The organism is Paenibacillus sp. JT22N1 (assembly GCF_059692155.1).
This window is the reverse complement of sequence record NZ_JCAUAW010000006.1, coordinates 286,907-302,110: the sequence shown is the minus strand read 5'-3', so window position 1 is coordinate 302,110 and position 15,204 is coordinate 286,907. Positions and strand designations below refer to the sequence as shown.

The window sequence follows — 15,204 nt, the reverse complement described above, 5'->3', positions numbered from 1 at the left end:
AAATAGGAAAGGGAGAATCTCACCATGGCTAACATTTTTGAAGGACATTTAATTTCGCAAAACTTGAAATATGGTATCGTTGTAGGTCGTTTCAATGAATTTATTACATCCAAATTGTTGGGTGGCGCACAGGACGCTCTGAAACGTCATGGCGTAAATGAAGATGAAGTAGATATCGCTTGGGTACCAGGCGCATTTGAACTTCCGCTAATCGCTCAAAAAATGGCTGAAAGCGGAAAGTACGATGCAGTTATTACACTAGGTGCCGTAATCCGAGGATCAACTCCGCATTTTGATTATGTGTGCAGCGAAGTAGCGAAGGGTGTATCTGCTATTAATCTGAAAACAGGCGTTCCTACGATTTTTGGTGTTTTAACAACAGATTCCATTGAGCAAGCGGTAGAACGTGCGGGTACCAAAGCTGGGAATAAAGGCTGGGAAGCTGCCGTAACAGCGATTGAAATGGCGAATTTGACGAAGCAATTCACTTCGTAATGCTTTCTTATTATCATCTGGAAACACTGCTGCCCAGGTTGTTCGCTTTTCTGATCGCAATGACGCTGCACGACGCAGCTCATGCGGGGGTAGCTTGGCTGCTCGGAGATCGTACAGCTCGAGAAAGCAAACGGTTATCGCTAAACCCCTTGGCACATTTAGATGCCTTGGGGCTAGCTATGATCATCTTCGGGCCGTATGGTTGGTCGAAGAAATTACCGGTAGATGAATCACGATTTAAGAAAAGCCCGAGGCTATCCAACACGCTTGTTTATTTAGCGGGTCCTTTTACGAATTTGCTGCTCGTTTTGTTCTTCTGGTGGCTCTATTTCTTTCTTCCGGCTTTGGTAGGAGGAGGGACTGAGTCCATAACCGTGGAACAGTGGCGAGTCTATTTGCAGTACTGCGTCATCGTCAATTTAATGATTTGTCTTATACATATGCTGCCCCTTTACCCGCTCGACGGATGGCATATTTTGAAAGGACTTTTTCCTTACAAAAAGCAGGGCTGGTTTACACGTAATCAACGTTATGCACTTATTCTAGTTATTGTTTTACTGATTACACCGGTTGGTCAATGGGCGCTCGGCCATATTTATCCGTTTGCCGCGCAGTTTGTGATGAATCTATTTTCAATATGACAAGGGGGAGAACTAAATGAAAGTAACCTATAAGTTAGAAGCATTTGAAGGCCCCCTTGATCTATTGCTTCATCTTATCGATAAAAATGAACTCGACATTTATAATATTCCGATCAAAGAAATTACAGACCAGTACTTGGGTTATGTGCAAGCAATGCATGAATTAGAGCTGGATATTACGAGTGAGTTTCTTGTGATGGCAGCAACACTTCTTTCTATCAAGAGCAAAATGCTATTGCCTAAGCCTCCTGTTATTGAATTTGATGAATATTTTGATGATATGGACGACTCTCTAGATCCTCGCGCAGAGCTTGTTGCGAAGCTGATTGAATACCGGAAGTACAAATCGATTGCCGATATGCTTAGGGATAAAGAAGTAGAACGTAGTCTGGTGTATACGCGTGAACCTGAGGATTTAACGTCTTACCTGCCTGATATTCACGAGAATCCTGTTGAGGGGCTTGATGTCGCAGACCTCTTATTTGCCTTTCAACGGACTTTACGGAAGCTGGCTAACCGCAATGTCGTTACAAGAATTCGAAGAGATGAAATATCCGTCAAAGACCGCATTAGAGAGGTAGTCGACTTACTTAAAGTTAAAGGCGGCAAGCTGCTTTTCTCGAAGCTATTCGATTACGAAATGACACGTGAAGAAATAGTCGTGACTTTCTTAGCCATACTCGAATTAATGAAAATGAAAAAAGTTATTTGTTATCAGTACAAGCTATTTGAAGACATCGTCATCCAAGCGAAAGAGGAGGTTTCTGACATTGACACTCAATTTCCAACAGATGAAATCAATTATTGAAGGACTGCTCTTTGCCTCTGGCGACGAAGGCTTGGATGCCAAGCAATTGGCTGAAGTCATGGAGCTTGATCTTTATTTGGTTCGTGATCTGCTCAAAGATATGAGAACGGAGTTTAAACGAAAGGGTCGTGGCATTCAGATTGTGGAAGTAGCTGGAGCCTATCAGTTAACAACCTTAGCTGAGCATGCTCCCTATTATGAACGACTAGCTTATTCACCTTCACGATCATCCTTATCGCAAGCCGCGTTAGAGACTTTATCCATTGTTGCTTATAAACAACCAATTACAAGAGTCGAAATTGAGGAGATCCGCGGCGTGAAATGCGATCGGGCCTTAGCAACCTTAACCGGTAAAGACTTGATAACGGAAGTCGGACGGGCCGACGCGGTTGGTAGACCGATATTGTACGGAACCTCTAAGCAATTTCTAGAATATTTCGGGCTTAGTTCGATTACGGAGCTGCCGGATTCGGCGAGCTTCCAAGGGAATTTCGATCTGGAAGAAGAGACACGTCTATTATTTGACCGATTAGGCGGAGATCAGAAGCAGATTACTCTTGAAGATGTAAGTGATGAAACTGAATGAGTACCCGCACATGCATTTCATTTCCTTTTTAAGGTCATACTAACTCCACCTACGAGAAGACTTTTTCTTGCAGGTGGAGTTTTTTGTTAAGCGGAGAGACTTTGAGCATAGCTCAAAGATCCCAAAGCAGAGAGACTTTGAGCATAGCTCAAAGATCCCTATATTAGGAGGGATTCCAAGTTGTTGTGGCTGGGGATTGTATTTCTTTTTATCATTTTTGCGATCATCGTTCTCTTATCCAGTTTCATTCGTGGCGAATTCAGCTTCTCCAGAGTGAAAGACAACGATACGTTATCAGTGGAAATGCGGGCGTTATTCGGGCTTATACGCTATCGATATGTCATTCCAATCATACAATTCAAAGGCTTTACAAAGGGGATTTTGATTAAATCGGAAATCGTGACCAAATCCAGTTCCGAGCTTAAAGATGAAAGCAAGGATCATATCACGAAAGAGAAAATACTCTACATTTACAATCAAGCAAAGGAAGCACTTGTACATACATTAAACCTTTATGATTGGATGAAGCAGACATTAGCGAAAGTCGAGTGTACCGATTTGAAATGGATAACTCGCATAGGCGTAGGTGATGCACCTGAAACAGCGATTACAACAGGGGCTATATGGGGAATCAAGTCTTCGCTGCTTGGCTTTTCCATTCGCTATGTGAACTTAACGGCGAAACCACACATCGATGTTATTCCGCAATATAATGAAAAGCAATTTTCAACCGATTTTCGTTTTGTAGGACGTATCCGCGTATGGTTTGTAGTCGTTGCAGGAGTACGTTTGATTAGCAGAGCGGCCAAAGTAAAAGGTGGTATTCGTACATGGATTCAAATCGTTTTGAAGACACTGAAGATAAGGTCGCGAGTTAAAACGGCTTCTTGAACTGTACATAACGATATTCCACTAAGGGCATTCTACAAATGAACCATTATTGCTTTTTGACGCTTGTGCTTTTGATGCCAGTTTATCTGGCTAAAAATTCTAAGGAGGAATACGATCATGTCCGAACACCCGATTCAAGGCCTCATGAAAGTCGCCATGGAAAATATTAAAGAAATGGTCGACGTTAACACGATTGTCGGTGATCCTGTTGAAACGCCGGACGGTAGTGTTATAATGCCGATATCCAAAGTTGGTTTCGGTTTTGCCGCAGGAGGCAGCGAATTCGTGACAGATTCCGAAATTGAAATCGAAGGCGGCTCTGCAGGTAGAAGCGATGCGCTGAATGCGAAGGTTGCCCTTCCTTTCGGCGGCGGTAGCGGCGGAGGGGTATCCATTACACCTATTGCTTTCCTCGTCGTGGGCAAGAATGGCGTGAAGGTTGTTCCACTGGACAACCAAACACATATTCTTGAACGCCTCATTGACTCCGCACCGCAAGTGGTTGACAGAATTCAAAGCATGATCAAAGGCTTAGGAGCCAAGACACCTGCCAGCACTGTAGGCACGAGTGGAACAAATGTAACCAATATCGAGAATCAAAATTTCATTGTGTAGTGATTGGCCTTCGTTTGAGCTGTCCTTTGTGGGCAGCTTTTTTCATGTCTTATCCCCTTATAGCAGATAACGGATATAGATATAAACATGGGCTAATGCCAGAGACACAAGGGTTATAGGTGCCCCCACCTTCAGAAATTCTATATAACTAAAACCTTTGCCCTCTTTGGCGGCGAGTCCGGCAACGATAACATTGGCGGAAGCGCCGATAATTGTACCATTTCCTCCTAAACAAGCCCCTAAAGCAAGCGACCACCATAGGATATTGATAGGCTCTGAATCTACAGCAAGTCCAAGCCCTACGGCCATGTCTTTAATTAAAGGGATCATCGTAGCAACGAATGGAATGTTATCAATGGTCGCTGATGCAAGACCAGAACCCCAGAGAATCAATAATGAAGCTGTGGTGATATCTCCTTCCGTTACATCTAGAGCTTTCATGGCTAGAGATTTAATTAATCCAACCTCTTGTAAACCTCCGACTAAGCTAAAAAGGCCAGCAAAGAAGAAAATCGTTACCCACTCAATAGAATCAAAAGCTTTTTCGACATCGTGTTCCTTGAGACCGAAAAGCATGAGTAAAATTGCGCCAGATATGGCGATAACTGCGGCATCAACATGAATAATGGCATGAAGCATAAATCCGATAATAGTCAGTGATAAAATTAGTAAAGATTTTTTCATGAGCAGCTTATCCTTGATATAATTGCGTTCATTCAGCTCTAAGAGTTTAGTTTGCAGAGCAGGATTAGGTCGCAGCTGCTTTCTATACATCATATATAGCATGAAAAGAGCTACACCGAATATAAGGATCGTAATAGGTGCTAAATTGAGCAGAAAGGCATTAAAAGTTAAATGCGGGTTGGCAGATCCAATCATGATGTTGGGAGGATCTCCAATGAGTGTAGCAGTACCTCCTATATTAGAAGCAATGATTTCCGACATCAAGAAAGGGACGGGATTAATTTCCAGGATCCGAGTAATCGCAATGGTGACAGGGACGACCAATAAAACGGTTGTTACGTTATCCAAGAGGGCTGAGCCAATAGCAGTTAAAACGGATAGTACGAGTAATATTCGCAGGGGATCCCCCTTCACAGCTTTCGCGGCACGGATGGCGACGAACTGAAATACACCCGTTTGATTTGTAATTCCTACGAGAATCATCATTCCAATAAGAAGAGTGATGGTCTCCCATTCAATATATTGTTGAAATACTTTGTGAACATCTAGAATACCGGCAAATACCATGATCACAGCACCGAGTAAGGCGATGACCGCTCGATTAACTTTCTCAGAAATAATAAGCGCATAAGTCACTACAAAAATAAGTAAGGCAACCCAAGTTAGCATGTATTCCTCCTCGCAGTAAGCTTTTGCTTGACTGACTTTGTAAGTAAAAATTATTATGTCCAAATTCAAGGAGAACCCCAAAAAACGCAAAAAGAAGCCTGCAGTGGCAGGCTCCTCCGGTGATCTCCGTATGAAATTAGTTCCCATTATACCGACTGATTTCTATTTTGTAAATAAGAAGACTTGGACATATCCCTATTCCATAAGCATATACTTGTACAAAGTTTTGTCTAGTCAAAAAGGTACAAGTTCTTTTGTGTAGGGGGAAAACGATGAAGATAAGAATCAGGTTAATCCTATTATGGAGTGCGATTATTAGTTTACTGTGGGCACCATTTGGACAAGTGGAGGCAGCACCGCCTGGCATCCATACGAATGCAGTGGGTGCTTCCCTTATTGATGTGGAGTCAGGCCGTATCCTCTATAGTGAAAAAGGGGACACGCCTATGCGAATAGCCAGCTTGACCAAAATTATGACCGCTATCATTGCGATAGAAGAAGGCAAATTGACGGATAAAGTCAAGGTTAGTAAAAATGCGTTTGGCAAAGAAGGTTCGTCTATTTATCTAAAGCTTGGGGAAGAAATGCGTCTTCACGACATGCTGTATGGTCTGATGATGCGCTCTGGAAATGATGCAGCAACCGCTATCGCCGAGCATATAGGAGGAAGTGTGGAAGGATTCGTCTATTTGATGAATGAGAAGGCGAAGATGCTCGGTATGGATCATTCGCATTTCACGAATCCCTCGGGCCTCGATGAGGGAGAAGGTCATCGCTCCAGTCCGAACGATATGGCTAAGCTGACGGCATATGCCCTAAAAAATTCCGTATTTCAAGACATTGTTTCCACGAAAATCAAGAAAGTACCGAACCCGAATGAAGCTTGGGATTATTCATGGCTTAATAAGAATAAGATGCTGTCTCTCTTTGAAGGTGCCGACGGTGTGAAAACGGGTTATACGAAGCTTGCCAAGCGCTGCTTGGTCTCATCAGCCACCAGAGACGGCCAGCATCTCGCCGTTGTTACGCTGAATGATCCGGATGATTGGGGGGATCATGCTCGGTTACTTCAATATGGTTTTAAATATTATCCTTTACAAACGATTGTCAAGAAGGGTGATTTCGTGGAAGGCACTCCGTTGGTCGTGGGGAGGACGTTTTCCTATCCATTAGCTGAAGGTGAAGCTGCGCAACTGACTCGGAAAGTAACACTAGTCGATCCTGCATCTATGGAATACCGGCTAGCAGAACGAGGGACGCTGCAATTTTCACTCAACCAGAAGTCAATTCAAACAGTACCCATCTATGATACTACAAGTCCGTTACTGCAAACCACCAGTCAATCCACATTCTCCTTTAAAGAAGGTAATGCGTATCAAGAAACATGGCTTTCACACTACGGATACATATGCAGATTGTTAGTACAGAGCCTGTTTACAGTCTCGGAATCACAATGGGCGGATTAAACTTAGCTTATGCTTACGATGTTAGTTTTGCTAAAGCAAAACTCAAGGTTATGCTTACGATGCCAGTTTTGCTAAAGCAAAACTCTTAGGAGGCCATTCGATATGGTGAATTGGATTTGGCTATTTTTTATAGTTGTTGGGTTCGGCGTGGCTGCATTTAATGGGAATATAGAAACTGTCACACAAGCAGCTTTCGATGGTGCTAAGAGCGGAGTAACGGTCTGCTTTGGATTAATTAGTGTGCTGGTCTTTTGGATGGGAATGATGCGGATAGCTGAAGATGCTGGTCTTCTTAGCAAACTTGCGAGATTATTGCAGCCGGCGGTTCGTTTCTTATTCCCTAGTGTTCCTAAGAATCACCCGGCCATCGGTTACATCATGTCCAACATGAGTGCCAATATCCTTGGTCTCGGGAACGCGGCCACACCTATGGGCATTAAGGCGATGCAGGAACTGCAAAAGTTGAATCCCGATAAAGACACGGCGAGCACTGCTATGTGTACACTTTTAGCGCTTAACACCTCAAGCATTACACTTATTCCTACGACGTTAATCGCCATTAGGATGAATTACAATTCTTTAAATCCTGCGGAAATCGTTGGCACAACGCTCATTGCCACTATCATTTCGACGGCCGCGGCTATTTTTGTGGATCGATGGTATCGAAGGTCACGCTCCCCCATCCCTCCTTTGAAAGGATGATTTCGAATGTATGCCTTCGTTTCACTTATCTCTGCATGGGCTATCCCTATCATGATCGTCTTCATTCCTTTATTCGCGGCCTACCGAAAGGTGCCTGTTTACGAATCGTTTGTTGACGGAGCAAAAGAGGGCTTTGATACAGCTATCAAAATCATCCCCCATCTAGTCGGGATGATGGTAGCCATATCTGTCTTCCGTGCCTCCGGTGCGATGGATTTACTAATCGGCTGGATGCGACCATTCTTTGAAAGCATTGGCGTTCCAACCGAAGTGCTGCCATTGGCCATTCTGCGTCCGATTACTGGAGCGGGCTCGCTTGCTTTTACAACAGATCTAATCGAGCAGTTTGGCCCAGATTCCATGATTGGCCGCATTGCTTCGACGGTTCAAGGGAGTACGGATACGACGTTATATGTGATTACGGTATATTTCGGTGCTATCGGCATTCGGAAAGCTGGGTATGCGCTAAAAGTAGGACTTATTTCTGACTTTGTCGGCTTTGTAGCTTCTATCATCATTTGCTTTTTAGTTTTCACTTAAAATGACTATTCCATCGTGCCTCGTGAACGAATGACAATCTCAATATGTCATCGCTCTTGAGATTTACATGGAACTCCGTTATCATTAGCTTGAGGTGAAAGCGGATCATGGAAAGACTGCAAAAAGTATTAGCCGAAGCGGGGATCGCATCCCGTCGGAAATGTGAGGAAATTATCACAGCGGGACGTGTTCAAGTGAATGGTGAAGTCGTCACCACGCTTGGCGTGAAAGTAAACACGGAAGAAGATGAAATTAGAGTTGATGGACGTGCTATTGGTCAACAAAAGAAGATCTATGTGATTTTGAATAAGCCCAAAGGTGTTATTACAAGTGCTACGGACCCAGAGGGCCGTAAAGTAGTAACGGACTTCTTACCTGGGATTAGAGAACGCGTTTATCCGGTCGGACGATTGGATTATGATACGGAAGGGTTACTCCTTCTGACGAATGATGGTGAATTTGCACATTTACTCACGCATCCTAAACATCACGTGCCTAAAACTTATCAAGCCACTGTAAAAGGGGTACCGCACGGAACGTTATTAGACAAGCTAAAAACGGGCATACAGTTAGAGGACGGCATGACGGCTCCTGCTGAGGTTGAATATGCGGATGTGAATATGGAGAAGAATGAGTCTATCGTCCAAATTACGATCTACGAGGGCAGGAATCGACAAGTCAGACGTATGTTCGAGGCAATCAACTTTCCAGTGATCAAATTAAAACGAATTAAATTCGGTCCAATCTTTTTAACTGGCTTGCCAAGAGCCAAGTATCGTCACTTGACGCCTAAAGAGGTTGAGGAGCTTAGGAACGAGGCTCTCAAGACACATAACGTTCAAAAAGGCCAATAAGAATTGGCCTTCTTTTCGTTATAATATAAGGTATAAACCTATGTGAAAAAACTAACATTGTTAAAAAAGCGAAGGTGATTATACGTGGGACCAAATAAGAAATGGGTACAGATTGGGATTTTTGCGGTCGTGCTTATTATTGGCGTGTTTACCATTATTACGAATTTGTCGGCTTCTGACAGCAAGAAGTATCCCCAAACAGGCGACAAAGCGTCGAATTTCTCCTTGGTCGGATTAGATGGTAAAACGCATGAATTATCGGATTATAAAGGGAAACCGGTTTTGATTAATTTCTGGGGAACTTTTTGTCCGCCGTGCAAAGAAGAAATGCCTGCTCTCCAAAAGCAATATGATAAATGGAGCAAAGAAGGCGTGGTTTTCTTAGAGGTCAACGTTGATAAGAATAAAGTAACGGTTCAAAGCTTTATGGATCAGTATAAGTTGAATATGCCAGTGCTCCTGGATGCCAAAGAAGTCGTACGTAAGCAGTATGGCGTCATGGATTATCCGACAACCTTCTTTATTGGTGCAGACGGCAAAGTGAGCGTCAAAAAAATCGGCCAGATGACTGAGACTTTTATCGATGAATCGATCGCTAAGTTAGTTAACAAATCTTAAAATGAACGAATGCTTAAAGTTTTCAGGAGGTCATCATGTTCTACAACACCAAATGCGATTGTGGTCATCAGAATCCCACAGGTACTACGCTTTGTGAATCTTGTGGTAATCCGCTGATTGACACGGAGGGCAGAGATATACTGGAAATGCGATACGACGGTATGGCCCGTCGCTCTCAGAAATCCAACCCTTCTTTGCTGGATAAAGTCTGGAATTTCTTTTCCTCGGTTAGAATAGCGGTATGGATCATTATTTGGACGGTCGTCGCATCTGCCGTAGGCACTATTTTTCCACAAGAAAATACGTTCTTAGATATGGATCCTGCCCAGTATTATTCGCAAAACTATGGTACACTTGGGACCATTTATCACTTTCTAGGCTTCTCCCATACGTTTAGTTCATGGTGGTTCATCACGCTGCTATTCATGATAGGAACATCTCTAGTCATTTGTAGTTTGGATCGGGTGTTGCCATTATATCGCGCGTTATCTAAGCAGCAAATTCGTAAGCACTTGAATTTTCTCACGAGACAGAAAGTGACTCTTGTCGCCGAACTGCCGCCGGGTACGGATGAGGAAGAATGGACAAATAAGCTAGGTGTGTTTTTACGCAAAAAAAATTACCGTGTACATACAGATGGAACAGCGCTTCTAGCTGAGAAATACCGTTTTAGCCGTTGGGGCCCCTATATCAATCATATTGGTCTCATTATTTTTCTGATCGGTGTGTTAATGAGAAGCATTCCAGGCTGGCATATGGATGAGTACATGGGTATTCTGGAAGGGGAAACCAAGCAAATCCCTCACACTTCCTATTTCATCAAAAATGAAAAATTCACGTTGGAGCTTTATGACGAGAAAGATTTGCCAGAAAGTATTAAGGCTAAGGGACAAATTGTCCCGAAAACCTATGAAACTCAGGCAGTTTTGTATCATTGTTCCGCGAATTGTGACGATTCATCCAAAGAACCGGTACTTACCGAAGTGCACAAAGAAAACATCATCGTGAATCATCCGCTTGATTACAAAGGCCTTCAAGCTTATCAATTCGATTATAAATCTACACCAATGCTCATCTCCGTGAAGCCCACACTCAGCAATCCTGCAACAGGTGAGTCTTATGGAAGTTTTGAATTGCCGATGAATAATCCTAAGGAAGAATATCAAGTAGGTCCTTACAAGCTGATGCTGAAAGGGTACTTCCCCGAGTTTGGTCTTGAAAAGGGACAGCCCATCAGCAAGTCGAATGAGCCCAAAGCACCTGCATTTATATTTAGCATCACAGGTCCCGATCTAGCAGCTAACGGTGTACCTTACCTGTACTTCCCAAGACAAATAGATAAAGAAACGTTCTCTCAAGACACAATTAACGGCCCAATAAGCCAAAAGTTGAAGCTTGCTGTTGGCTCCATGGAAGGTGTTCAATTTGCCAATTATACAACCTATCTGAATATTCGCGTAGACAAGGCTATGCCGTATATCTGGGTAGGATCTGCGATATTCATGATTGGTGTGATTATGGGCTTCTATTGGCAGCATCGCCGCATCTGGATTCGAATTGATAGCGGGAAGTTAACTTTGGGCGGTCATACGAATAAGAACTGGTTTGGACTTCGGAATGAAGTAGCAGCAGCACTCAAGAAGAACAATATGGAAGTTTCACCGAAATCATTAGATATTGGAGGGGACCAGGGGTGAATGTTAACTCACTGAGCAGCACCTTTTTACTTATAGCTTTTTTCGTTTACCTCGCTGCATTTTTATTGTTTGTCCTCTCGATAACCGGTAGGAAATGGAGTAACCGGGACCCAGAACAACATACGAAGCAATGGGGCTTTGTTGCTTTCATTGCTTCACTAGTTGGATTTGCGTGTCACGTGACTTTCTTTTTTACCAGATGGGCGGAAGGTAATCATATTCCGACATCGAATATGTACGAATTCATGACTTTTCTAGGTATGATGATCATGTTTGCCTTCTTGATCGTGTATCTCATTTATCGCACACCTGTCCTTGGTGTATTCGCATTACCCATTGGCTTTATCATCATTGCTTATGCTTCTGTTTTCCCGAGTGAAGTACAACCCTTAATTCCGGCGTTGCAAAGTTACTGGCTCAAGATCCATGTAACAACCGCAGCTACAGGAGAAGCTTTCTTCGGAGTTGGCTTTGCTGGCGGACTGATGTATCTGCTACGTGCTGTCGATTACAAAGGCACATCCAAAGTGGATAAGCGTGAACAAAGAGGCGTGGAACTTACGATCTTTTTCATTCTAATGTTAATCGCCTTCATTGCTTCCATCTTTACATTTAATGGTTCTGGCTATAAAGCCGTTTTCTCCAAAGAAGTCATCACGATCAATGCGCAAGGCCAACAAGAAACGAGCATTCATAACGAAACTTATGTATTGCCTCCAATTGTTAAGCCTTATGATACGAAGCTTGTAGAAATGAAGCCATTCTTGGGTATGTCAGAGCCTTTATTTGCTGCTCCATCTTGGATGGAGGGTGCAAGTGCAGGGCGTAAGCTGAATACGGTCATTTGGTCGATACTTGGAGGTCTTCTGCTCTATGGACTCGCACGTGTTGTTGCGCGTAAGCCATTAGGAGCAGCGATAGGACCCATCGTCAAAGGGATGGACCCGGAAGACCTGGATGAAATCAGCTATCGTGCTATTGCGATCGGCTATCCGATTTTCACATTAGGCGCATTGATTTTTGCGATGATTTGGGCTCAAGAAGCATGGGGCCGTTTCTGGGGTTGGGATCCCAAAGAAGTTTGGGCCTTAATTACTTGGTTGTTCTATGCGGTGTTTTTACATCTTCGTCTCTCGAAGGGCTGGCAAGGTAAGAAATCAGCTTGGTTGACTGTTATTGGATTTATTGTTGTTATGTTTACATTAGTGGGTGTGAACCTTGTCATTGCAGGTCTTCACTCCTATGCAGGTGTATAAATCATACGAACTTAATTAGATAAGGATGTGAAGCTCCATGGAAATGAAAGCTAGCATACTCGTTGTTGATGATGAGGAACGTATTCGTCGACTTCTCAGAATGTATTTGGAAAAAGAGGGCTATATCATTGAAGAGGCAGAAGACGGTGAAACCGCGCTGCGGATGGCCACAGATACTGACTATGACTTAGTGCTGCTCGATGTGATGCTGCCAGGTATTGATGGAATTGAAGTTTGCGCACGGCTTCGTCAAGTGAAGTCCACGCCTGTCATTATGCTGACAGCCAAAGGTGAAGAGACGAACCGAGTTAGCGGCTTTGAAGTAGGCGCAGATGACTATGTCGTCAAACCTTTCTCACCGCGAGAAGTCATCTACCGGGTTAAAGCGATACTGCGTCGTTCTTCTGCGACAGCGTACTTGTCCAAGGATGCGAGTTCGAGCAACAATATTGTATTTCCTAACCTAATCATCGAACATGATGCGCATCGGGTAACTGCAGGAGGACAGGAAGTAGCTTTGACTCCGAAAGAATATGAGCTGCTGCATTATTTGGCCGTATCTCCGGATAAAGTGTTCTCTCGTGAAGAACTACTTAAGGACGTTTGGAATTATGAATTTTTTGGAGACCTACGTACCGTTGATACCCATGTAAAAAGACTCCGTGAAAAATTAAACAAAGTATCCCCGGATGCTGCGGCAATGATTACGACCGTATGGGGAGTAGGCTATAAGCTAGAGGTGCCCAAATAACGTGTTTATTTTCAGAAGTGTCGTAGGTAAGCTCTGGTTAACAATTATTGGCCTAGTTGGGGTTGTTCTGCTCATACTAGGTCTTTTTCTTGTCAATTACATGGAAAATTATTTCGCTCAAGCCAATGATCAGACGAAAAATATGAAGAATATGGCCGTCAAATTCTCGGAAGAAGCTTCGCATCACATGTATGATGAGCAGTTTTACGAATTGAGTAATGAACTGCTAAGCTTCCAAGATGCTAAAATGCTGGTGATCTCCACCGATATGAAGGAAATGGTTATTCCATCGATACAGGGGAGTGAATTGGCTAGTTTCCATGTAACCGATTTTTTCACGGAAGCGGAGCTCCGTCAAGTATTCGCAGGGCAGACGAAAGCCAAACAAGTCAATAAGTCAGGTACAGGGCGAATTAAAACAGGGGCTGAGTATCTCGTTGTTGCCGTACCGTTAAGAAATCTTCAAGGCTCCATCGTGGGTGCAACGCTGCTGTATCAATCTCTACAATCATTAGAAGCAACGCAGTCCTACATGTTGAGATTGTTTATCTATGTATCCATAGTCGGCTTCCTTATGACTACTTTCTTCGCGTTCTTCTTATTCTCTCGAATTACTAGACCGCTCCAGCAGTTGAAGAAAGCAGCTGATTTCATCACCATGGGGGAATATGGTACCCGCGTTCCAATTCAGTCCAAGGATGAAATTGGCGAGCTGGCCAAAACGTTTAACCACATGGGCGAGAAGATGCAGGAGAGCATCCGAGCTCTTAGTCAGGAAAAAGAGCATTTATCCAGTATTTTGGGAAGCATGACCGATGCGGTCATCACGCTAGATGCGAATGGATCTGTCATGCTGACAAATCCGCAAGGTGAGAAGATTGTGCAAGAGTGGAGCAAGATTGAATGGTCCGAGGATGATGAGGAGACGAGGCGCTTCCGCAAACCGGATACGGCGCTTGGAGATTGGGGATTAATGAGCTACAGCAATCCATACTCGAGTCCGATTCCTGTGCCGCTGATTCCGTTGTTTGAAGCGGTCGTGGACGAATCATCGGAAGCCGCTACGAAGCTTCACGTGCAAAACGGCGTGTGGTCCGTCGCGATGACACCGTTATATACGAGCGATCAAGTGCGCGGCGCCGTGGCCGTCCTCCGTGATGTCACGGAGGAGGAGCGCCTCGATAAGCTGCGCAAGGATTTTGTGGCGAACGTGTCCCACGAGCTACGCACGCCGATCTCGATGCTGCAGGGCTACAGCGAAGCCCTGCTTGATGACATCCCCTCCACGCCGGAAGAGCGCTTGGAGCTGGTGCAGGTCATCCACGACGAGTCGCTCCGCATGGGGCGCCTCGTCCGTGACCTGCTCGATCTGGCGCGGATGGAAGCCGGCCATCTCGAGCTGATCTTCGGGGAGGTCGAATTCGACTCCCTGGTGAGACGCATGCACCGCAAATTCGCGGTGATGGCCAAAGAGCGCGGCATCACGCTAAGCGCTGCGCTGCCTGAGGAGCCCCTCATCCTTGGACGGGGGGATGAGGATCGGCTTGAGCAGGTGTTAACGAATCTGCTCGACAATGCTTTTCGGCATACGGCCGCAGGGGCAAGTATTGCCATTAAGGCTGAGACCGCCGTCTACAAGGATCAGCCGGCGATCCGCATTGAGGTCTCCGACGAGGGGCAGGGGATTCCTGCCGACGACCTGCCGTTCATATTTGAACGCTTCTATAAGGCGGATAAGGCCCGAACGCGCGGTTCTTCGGGTGGTACAGGGCTTGGACTTGCCATCGTGAAAAATATCGTAGATGCGCATCACGGCAGTGTAACTGTACAAAGTGCTTTAGGACAGGGAACAACCTTTACTTTACTTTTACCGTGTGAGCTTAAATAAGCTATAAATAACGAAATTCGACATAAGAAGAGGCGTTTGCTGA

Annotated in this window: 16 protein-coding genes; 15 read left to right on the top strand and 1 reads right to left on the bottom strand. The window is 44.4% G+C overall.

Annotated features, from left to right (window positions below; all coding sequences use genetic code 11):
• Positions 1–24: 24 nt before the first annotated feature.
• From ribH to ytfJ, 6 genes are all read left to right on the top strand, one after another.
• Positions 25–495, top strand: a complete 471-nt coding sequence (gene ribH / locus AC58UU_RS14470) for a 6,7-dimethyl-8-ribityllumazine synthase (RefSeq protein WP_029192962.1) — start codon at positions 25–27, stop codon at positions 493–495.
• Positions 495–1,136 carry a site-2 protease family protein gene (locus tag AC58UU_RS14465; RefSeq protein WP_497316656.1) on the top strand — a complete coding sequence of 214 codons (642 nt, stop codon included), beginning with the start codon at positions 495–497 and terminating at the stop codon, positions 1,134–1,136. Before ribH ends, AC58UU_RS14465 begins: the two co-directional genes overlap by 1 nt.
• A 16-nt stretch (positions 1,137–1,152) precedes the next feature.
• Positions 1,153–1,944, top strand: a complete 792-nt coding sequence (locus tag AC58UU_RS14460) for a segregation and condensation protein A (RefSeq protein ID WP_171692401.1) — start codon at positions 1,153–1,155, stop codon at positions 1,942–1,944.
• Positions 1,928–2,530, top strand: a complete 603-nt coding sequence (scpB, locus tag AC58UU_RS14455; RefSeq protein WP_497316654.1) for an SMC-Scp complex subunit ScpB — start codon at positions 1,928–1,930, stop codon at positions 2,528–2,530. Before AC58UU_RS14460 ends, scpB begins: the two co-directional genes overlap by 17 nt.
• Positions 2,531–2,710: 180 nt before the next feature.
• Complete coding sequence (locus AC58UU_RS14450) at positions 2,711–3,421, top strand: DUF2953 domain-containing protein (RefSeq protein ID WP_497316652.1); 711 nt, start codon at positions 2,711–2,713, stop codon at positions 3,419–3,421.
• 117 nt (positions 3,422–3,538) lie between these two features.
• Positions 3,539–4,036 (top strand): GerW family sporulation protein, encoded by a 498-nt coding sequence (gene ytfJ, locus AC58UU_RS14445; protein WP_497316650.1) that lies wholly within the window; start codon positions 3,539–3,541, stop codon positions 4,034–4,036.
• A 57-nt stretch (positions 4,037–4,093) separates the two neighbouring features.
• Here ytfJ and AC58UU_RS14440 read toward each other — a convergent pair whose 3' ends face one another.
• Positions 4,094–5,536 carry an ArsB/NhaD family transporter gene (locus AC58UU_RS14440; protein ID WP_497316648.1) on the bottom strand — a complete coding sequence of 481 codons (1,443 nt, stop codon included), beginning with the start codon at positions 5,534–5,536 and terminating at the stop codon, positions 4,094–4,096.
• A 125-nt stretch (positions 5,537–5,661) separates the two neighbouring features.
• Between AC58UU_RS14440 and AC58UU_RS14435 the strand changes: the two genes are divergently transcribed.
• The 9 genes from AC58UU_RS14435 to AC58UU_RS14395 all read left to right on the top strand — a co-directional run bounded on the left by AC58UU_RS14435 (position 5,662) and on the right by AC58UU_RS14395 (position 15,161).
• Entirely contained in the window at positions 5,662–6,855 is a 1,194-nt protein-coding gene (locus tag AC58UU_RS14435) for a D-alanyl-D-alanine carboxypeptidase family protein (RefSeq protein ID WP_497316646.1), read from the top strand.
• Positions 6,856–6,957: 102 nt separating this feature from the next.
• The gene (locus tag AC58UU_RS14430) at positions 6,958–7,557 is read left to right on the top strand and encodes a nucleoside recognition domain-containing protein (RefSeq protein WP_171643421.1); all 600 of its coding nucleotides are present in this window, start codon (positions 6,958–6,960) and stop codon (positions 7,555–7,557) included.
• A gap of 6 nt (positions 7,558–7,563) precedes the next feature.
• Positions 7,564–8,097, top strand: coding sequence for a spore maturation protein (locus tag AC58UU_RS14425; protein ID WP_171643420.1), 534 nt, complete (start codon positions 7,564–7,566; stop codon positions 8,095–8,097).
• A gap of 107 nt (positions 8,098–8,204) precedes the next feature.
• On the top strand, positions 8,205–8,951 hold the full coding sequence (locus AC58UU_RS14420; protein ID WP_497316644.1) for a pseudouridine synthase: 747 nt from the start codon (positions 8,205–8,207) through the stop codon (positions 8,949–8,951).
• 84 nt (positions 8,952–9,035) lie between these two features.
• Positions 9,036–9,569, top strand: a complete 534-nt coding sequence (locus AC58UU_RS14415) for a redoxin domain-containing protein (protein WP_497316643.1) — start codon at positions 9,036–9,038, stop codon at positions 9,567–9,569.
• A gap of 35 nt (positions 9,570–9,604) precedes the next feature.
• Positions 9,605–11,266, top strand: coding sequence for a cytochrome c biogenesis protein ResB (gene resB, locus AC58UU_RS14410; RefSeq protein WP_497316641.1), 1,662 nt, complete (start codon positions 9,605–9,607; stop codon positions 11,264–11,266).
• A complete protein-coding gene (gene ccsA / locus AC58UU_RS14405) occupies positions 11,263–12,522 on the top strand; it encodes a cytochrome c biogenesis protein CcsA (RefSeq protein WP_497316639.1) in 1,260 nt (419 codons plus the stop codon). Before resB ends, ccsA begins: the two co-directional genes overlap by 4 nt.
• Positions 12,523–12,559: 37 nt before the next feature.
• On the top strand, positions 12,560–13,273 hold the full coding sequence (locus tag AC58UU_RS14400) for a response regulator transcription factor (RefSeq protein ID WP_307441725.1): 714 nt from the start codon (positions 12,560–12,562) through the stop codon (positions 13,271–13,273).
• A 1-nt stretch (position 13,274) separates the two neighbouring features.
• Positions 13,275–15,161, top strand: coding sequence for an ATP-binding protein (locus AC58UU_RS14395; protein ID WP_497316637.1), 1,887 nt, complete (start codon positions 13,275–13,277; stop codon positions 15,159–15,161).
• Positions 15,162–15,204 lie beyond the last annotated feature (43 nt).

Bases quoted from the DNA above. Each gene is read 5' to 3' on its own strand.
- ribH (WP_029192962.1), top strand. From the start codon at position 25: ATGGCTAACATTTTTGAAGGACATTTAATTTCGCAAAACTTGAAATAT.
- AC58UU_RS14465 (WP_497316656.1), top strand. From the start codon at position 495: ATGCTTTCTTATTATCATCTGGAAACACTGCTGCCCAGGTTGTTCGCT.
- AC58UU_RS14460 (WP_171692401.1), top strand. From the start codon at position 1,153: ATGAAAGTAACCTATAAGTTAGAAGCATTTGAAGGCCCCCTTGATCTA.
- scpB (WP_497316654.1), top strand. From the start codon at position 1,928: ATGAAATCAATTATTGAAGGACTGCTCTTTGCCTCTGGCGACGAAGGC.
- ytfJ (WP_497316650.1), top strand. From the start codon at position 3,539: ATGTCCGAACACCCGATTCAAGGCCTCATGAAAGTCGCCATGGAAAAT.
- AC58UU_RS14440 (WP_497316648.1), bottom strand. From the start codon at position 5,536: ATGGGAACTAATTTCATACGGAGATCACCGGAGGAGCCTGCCACTGCA.
- AC58UU_RS14435 (WP_497316646.1), top strand. From the start codon at position 5,662: ATGAAGATAAGAATCAGGTTAATCCTATTATGGAGTGCGATTATTAGT.
- AC58UU_RS14430 (WP_171643421.1), top strand. From the start codon at position 6,958: ATGGTGAATTGGATTTGGCTATTTTTTATAGTTGTTGGGTTCGGCGTG.
- AC58UU_RS14425 (WP_171643420.1), top strand. From the start codon at position 7,564: ATGTATGCCTTCGTTTCACTTATCTCTGCATGGGCTATCCCTATCATG.
- AC58UU_RS14420 (WP_497316644.1), top strand. From the start codon at position 8,205: ATGGAAAGACTGCAAAAAGTATTAGCCGAAGCGGGGATCGCATCCCGT.
- resB (WP_497316641.1), top strand. From the start codon at position 9,605: ATGTTCTACAACACCAAATGCGATTGTGGTCATCAGAATCCCACAGGT.
- AC58UU_RS14400 (WP_307441725.1), top strand. From the start codon at position 12,560: ATGGAAATGAAAGCTAGCATACTCGTTGTTGATGATGAGGAACGTATT.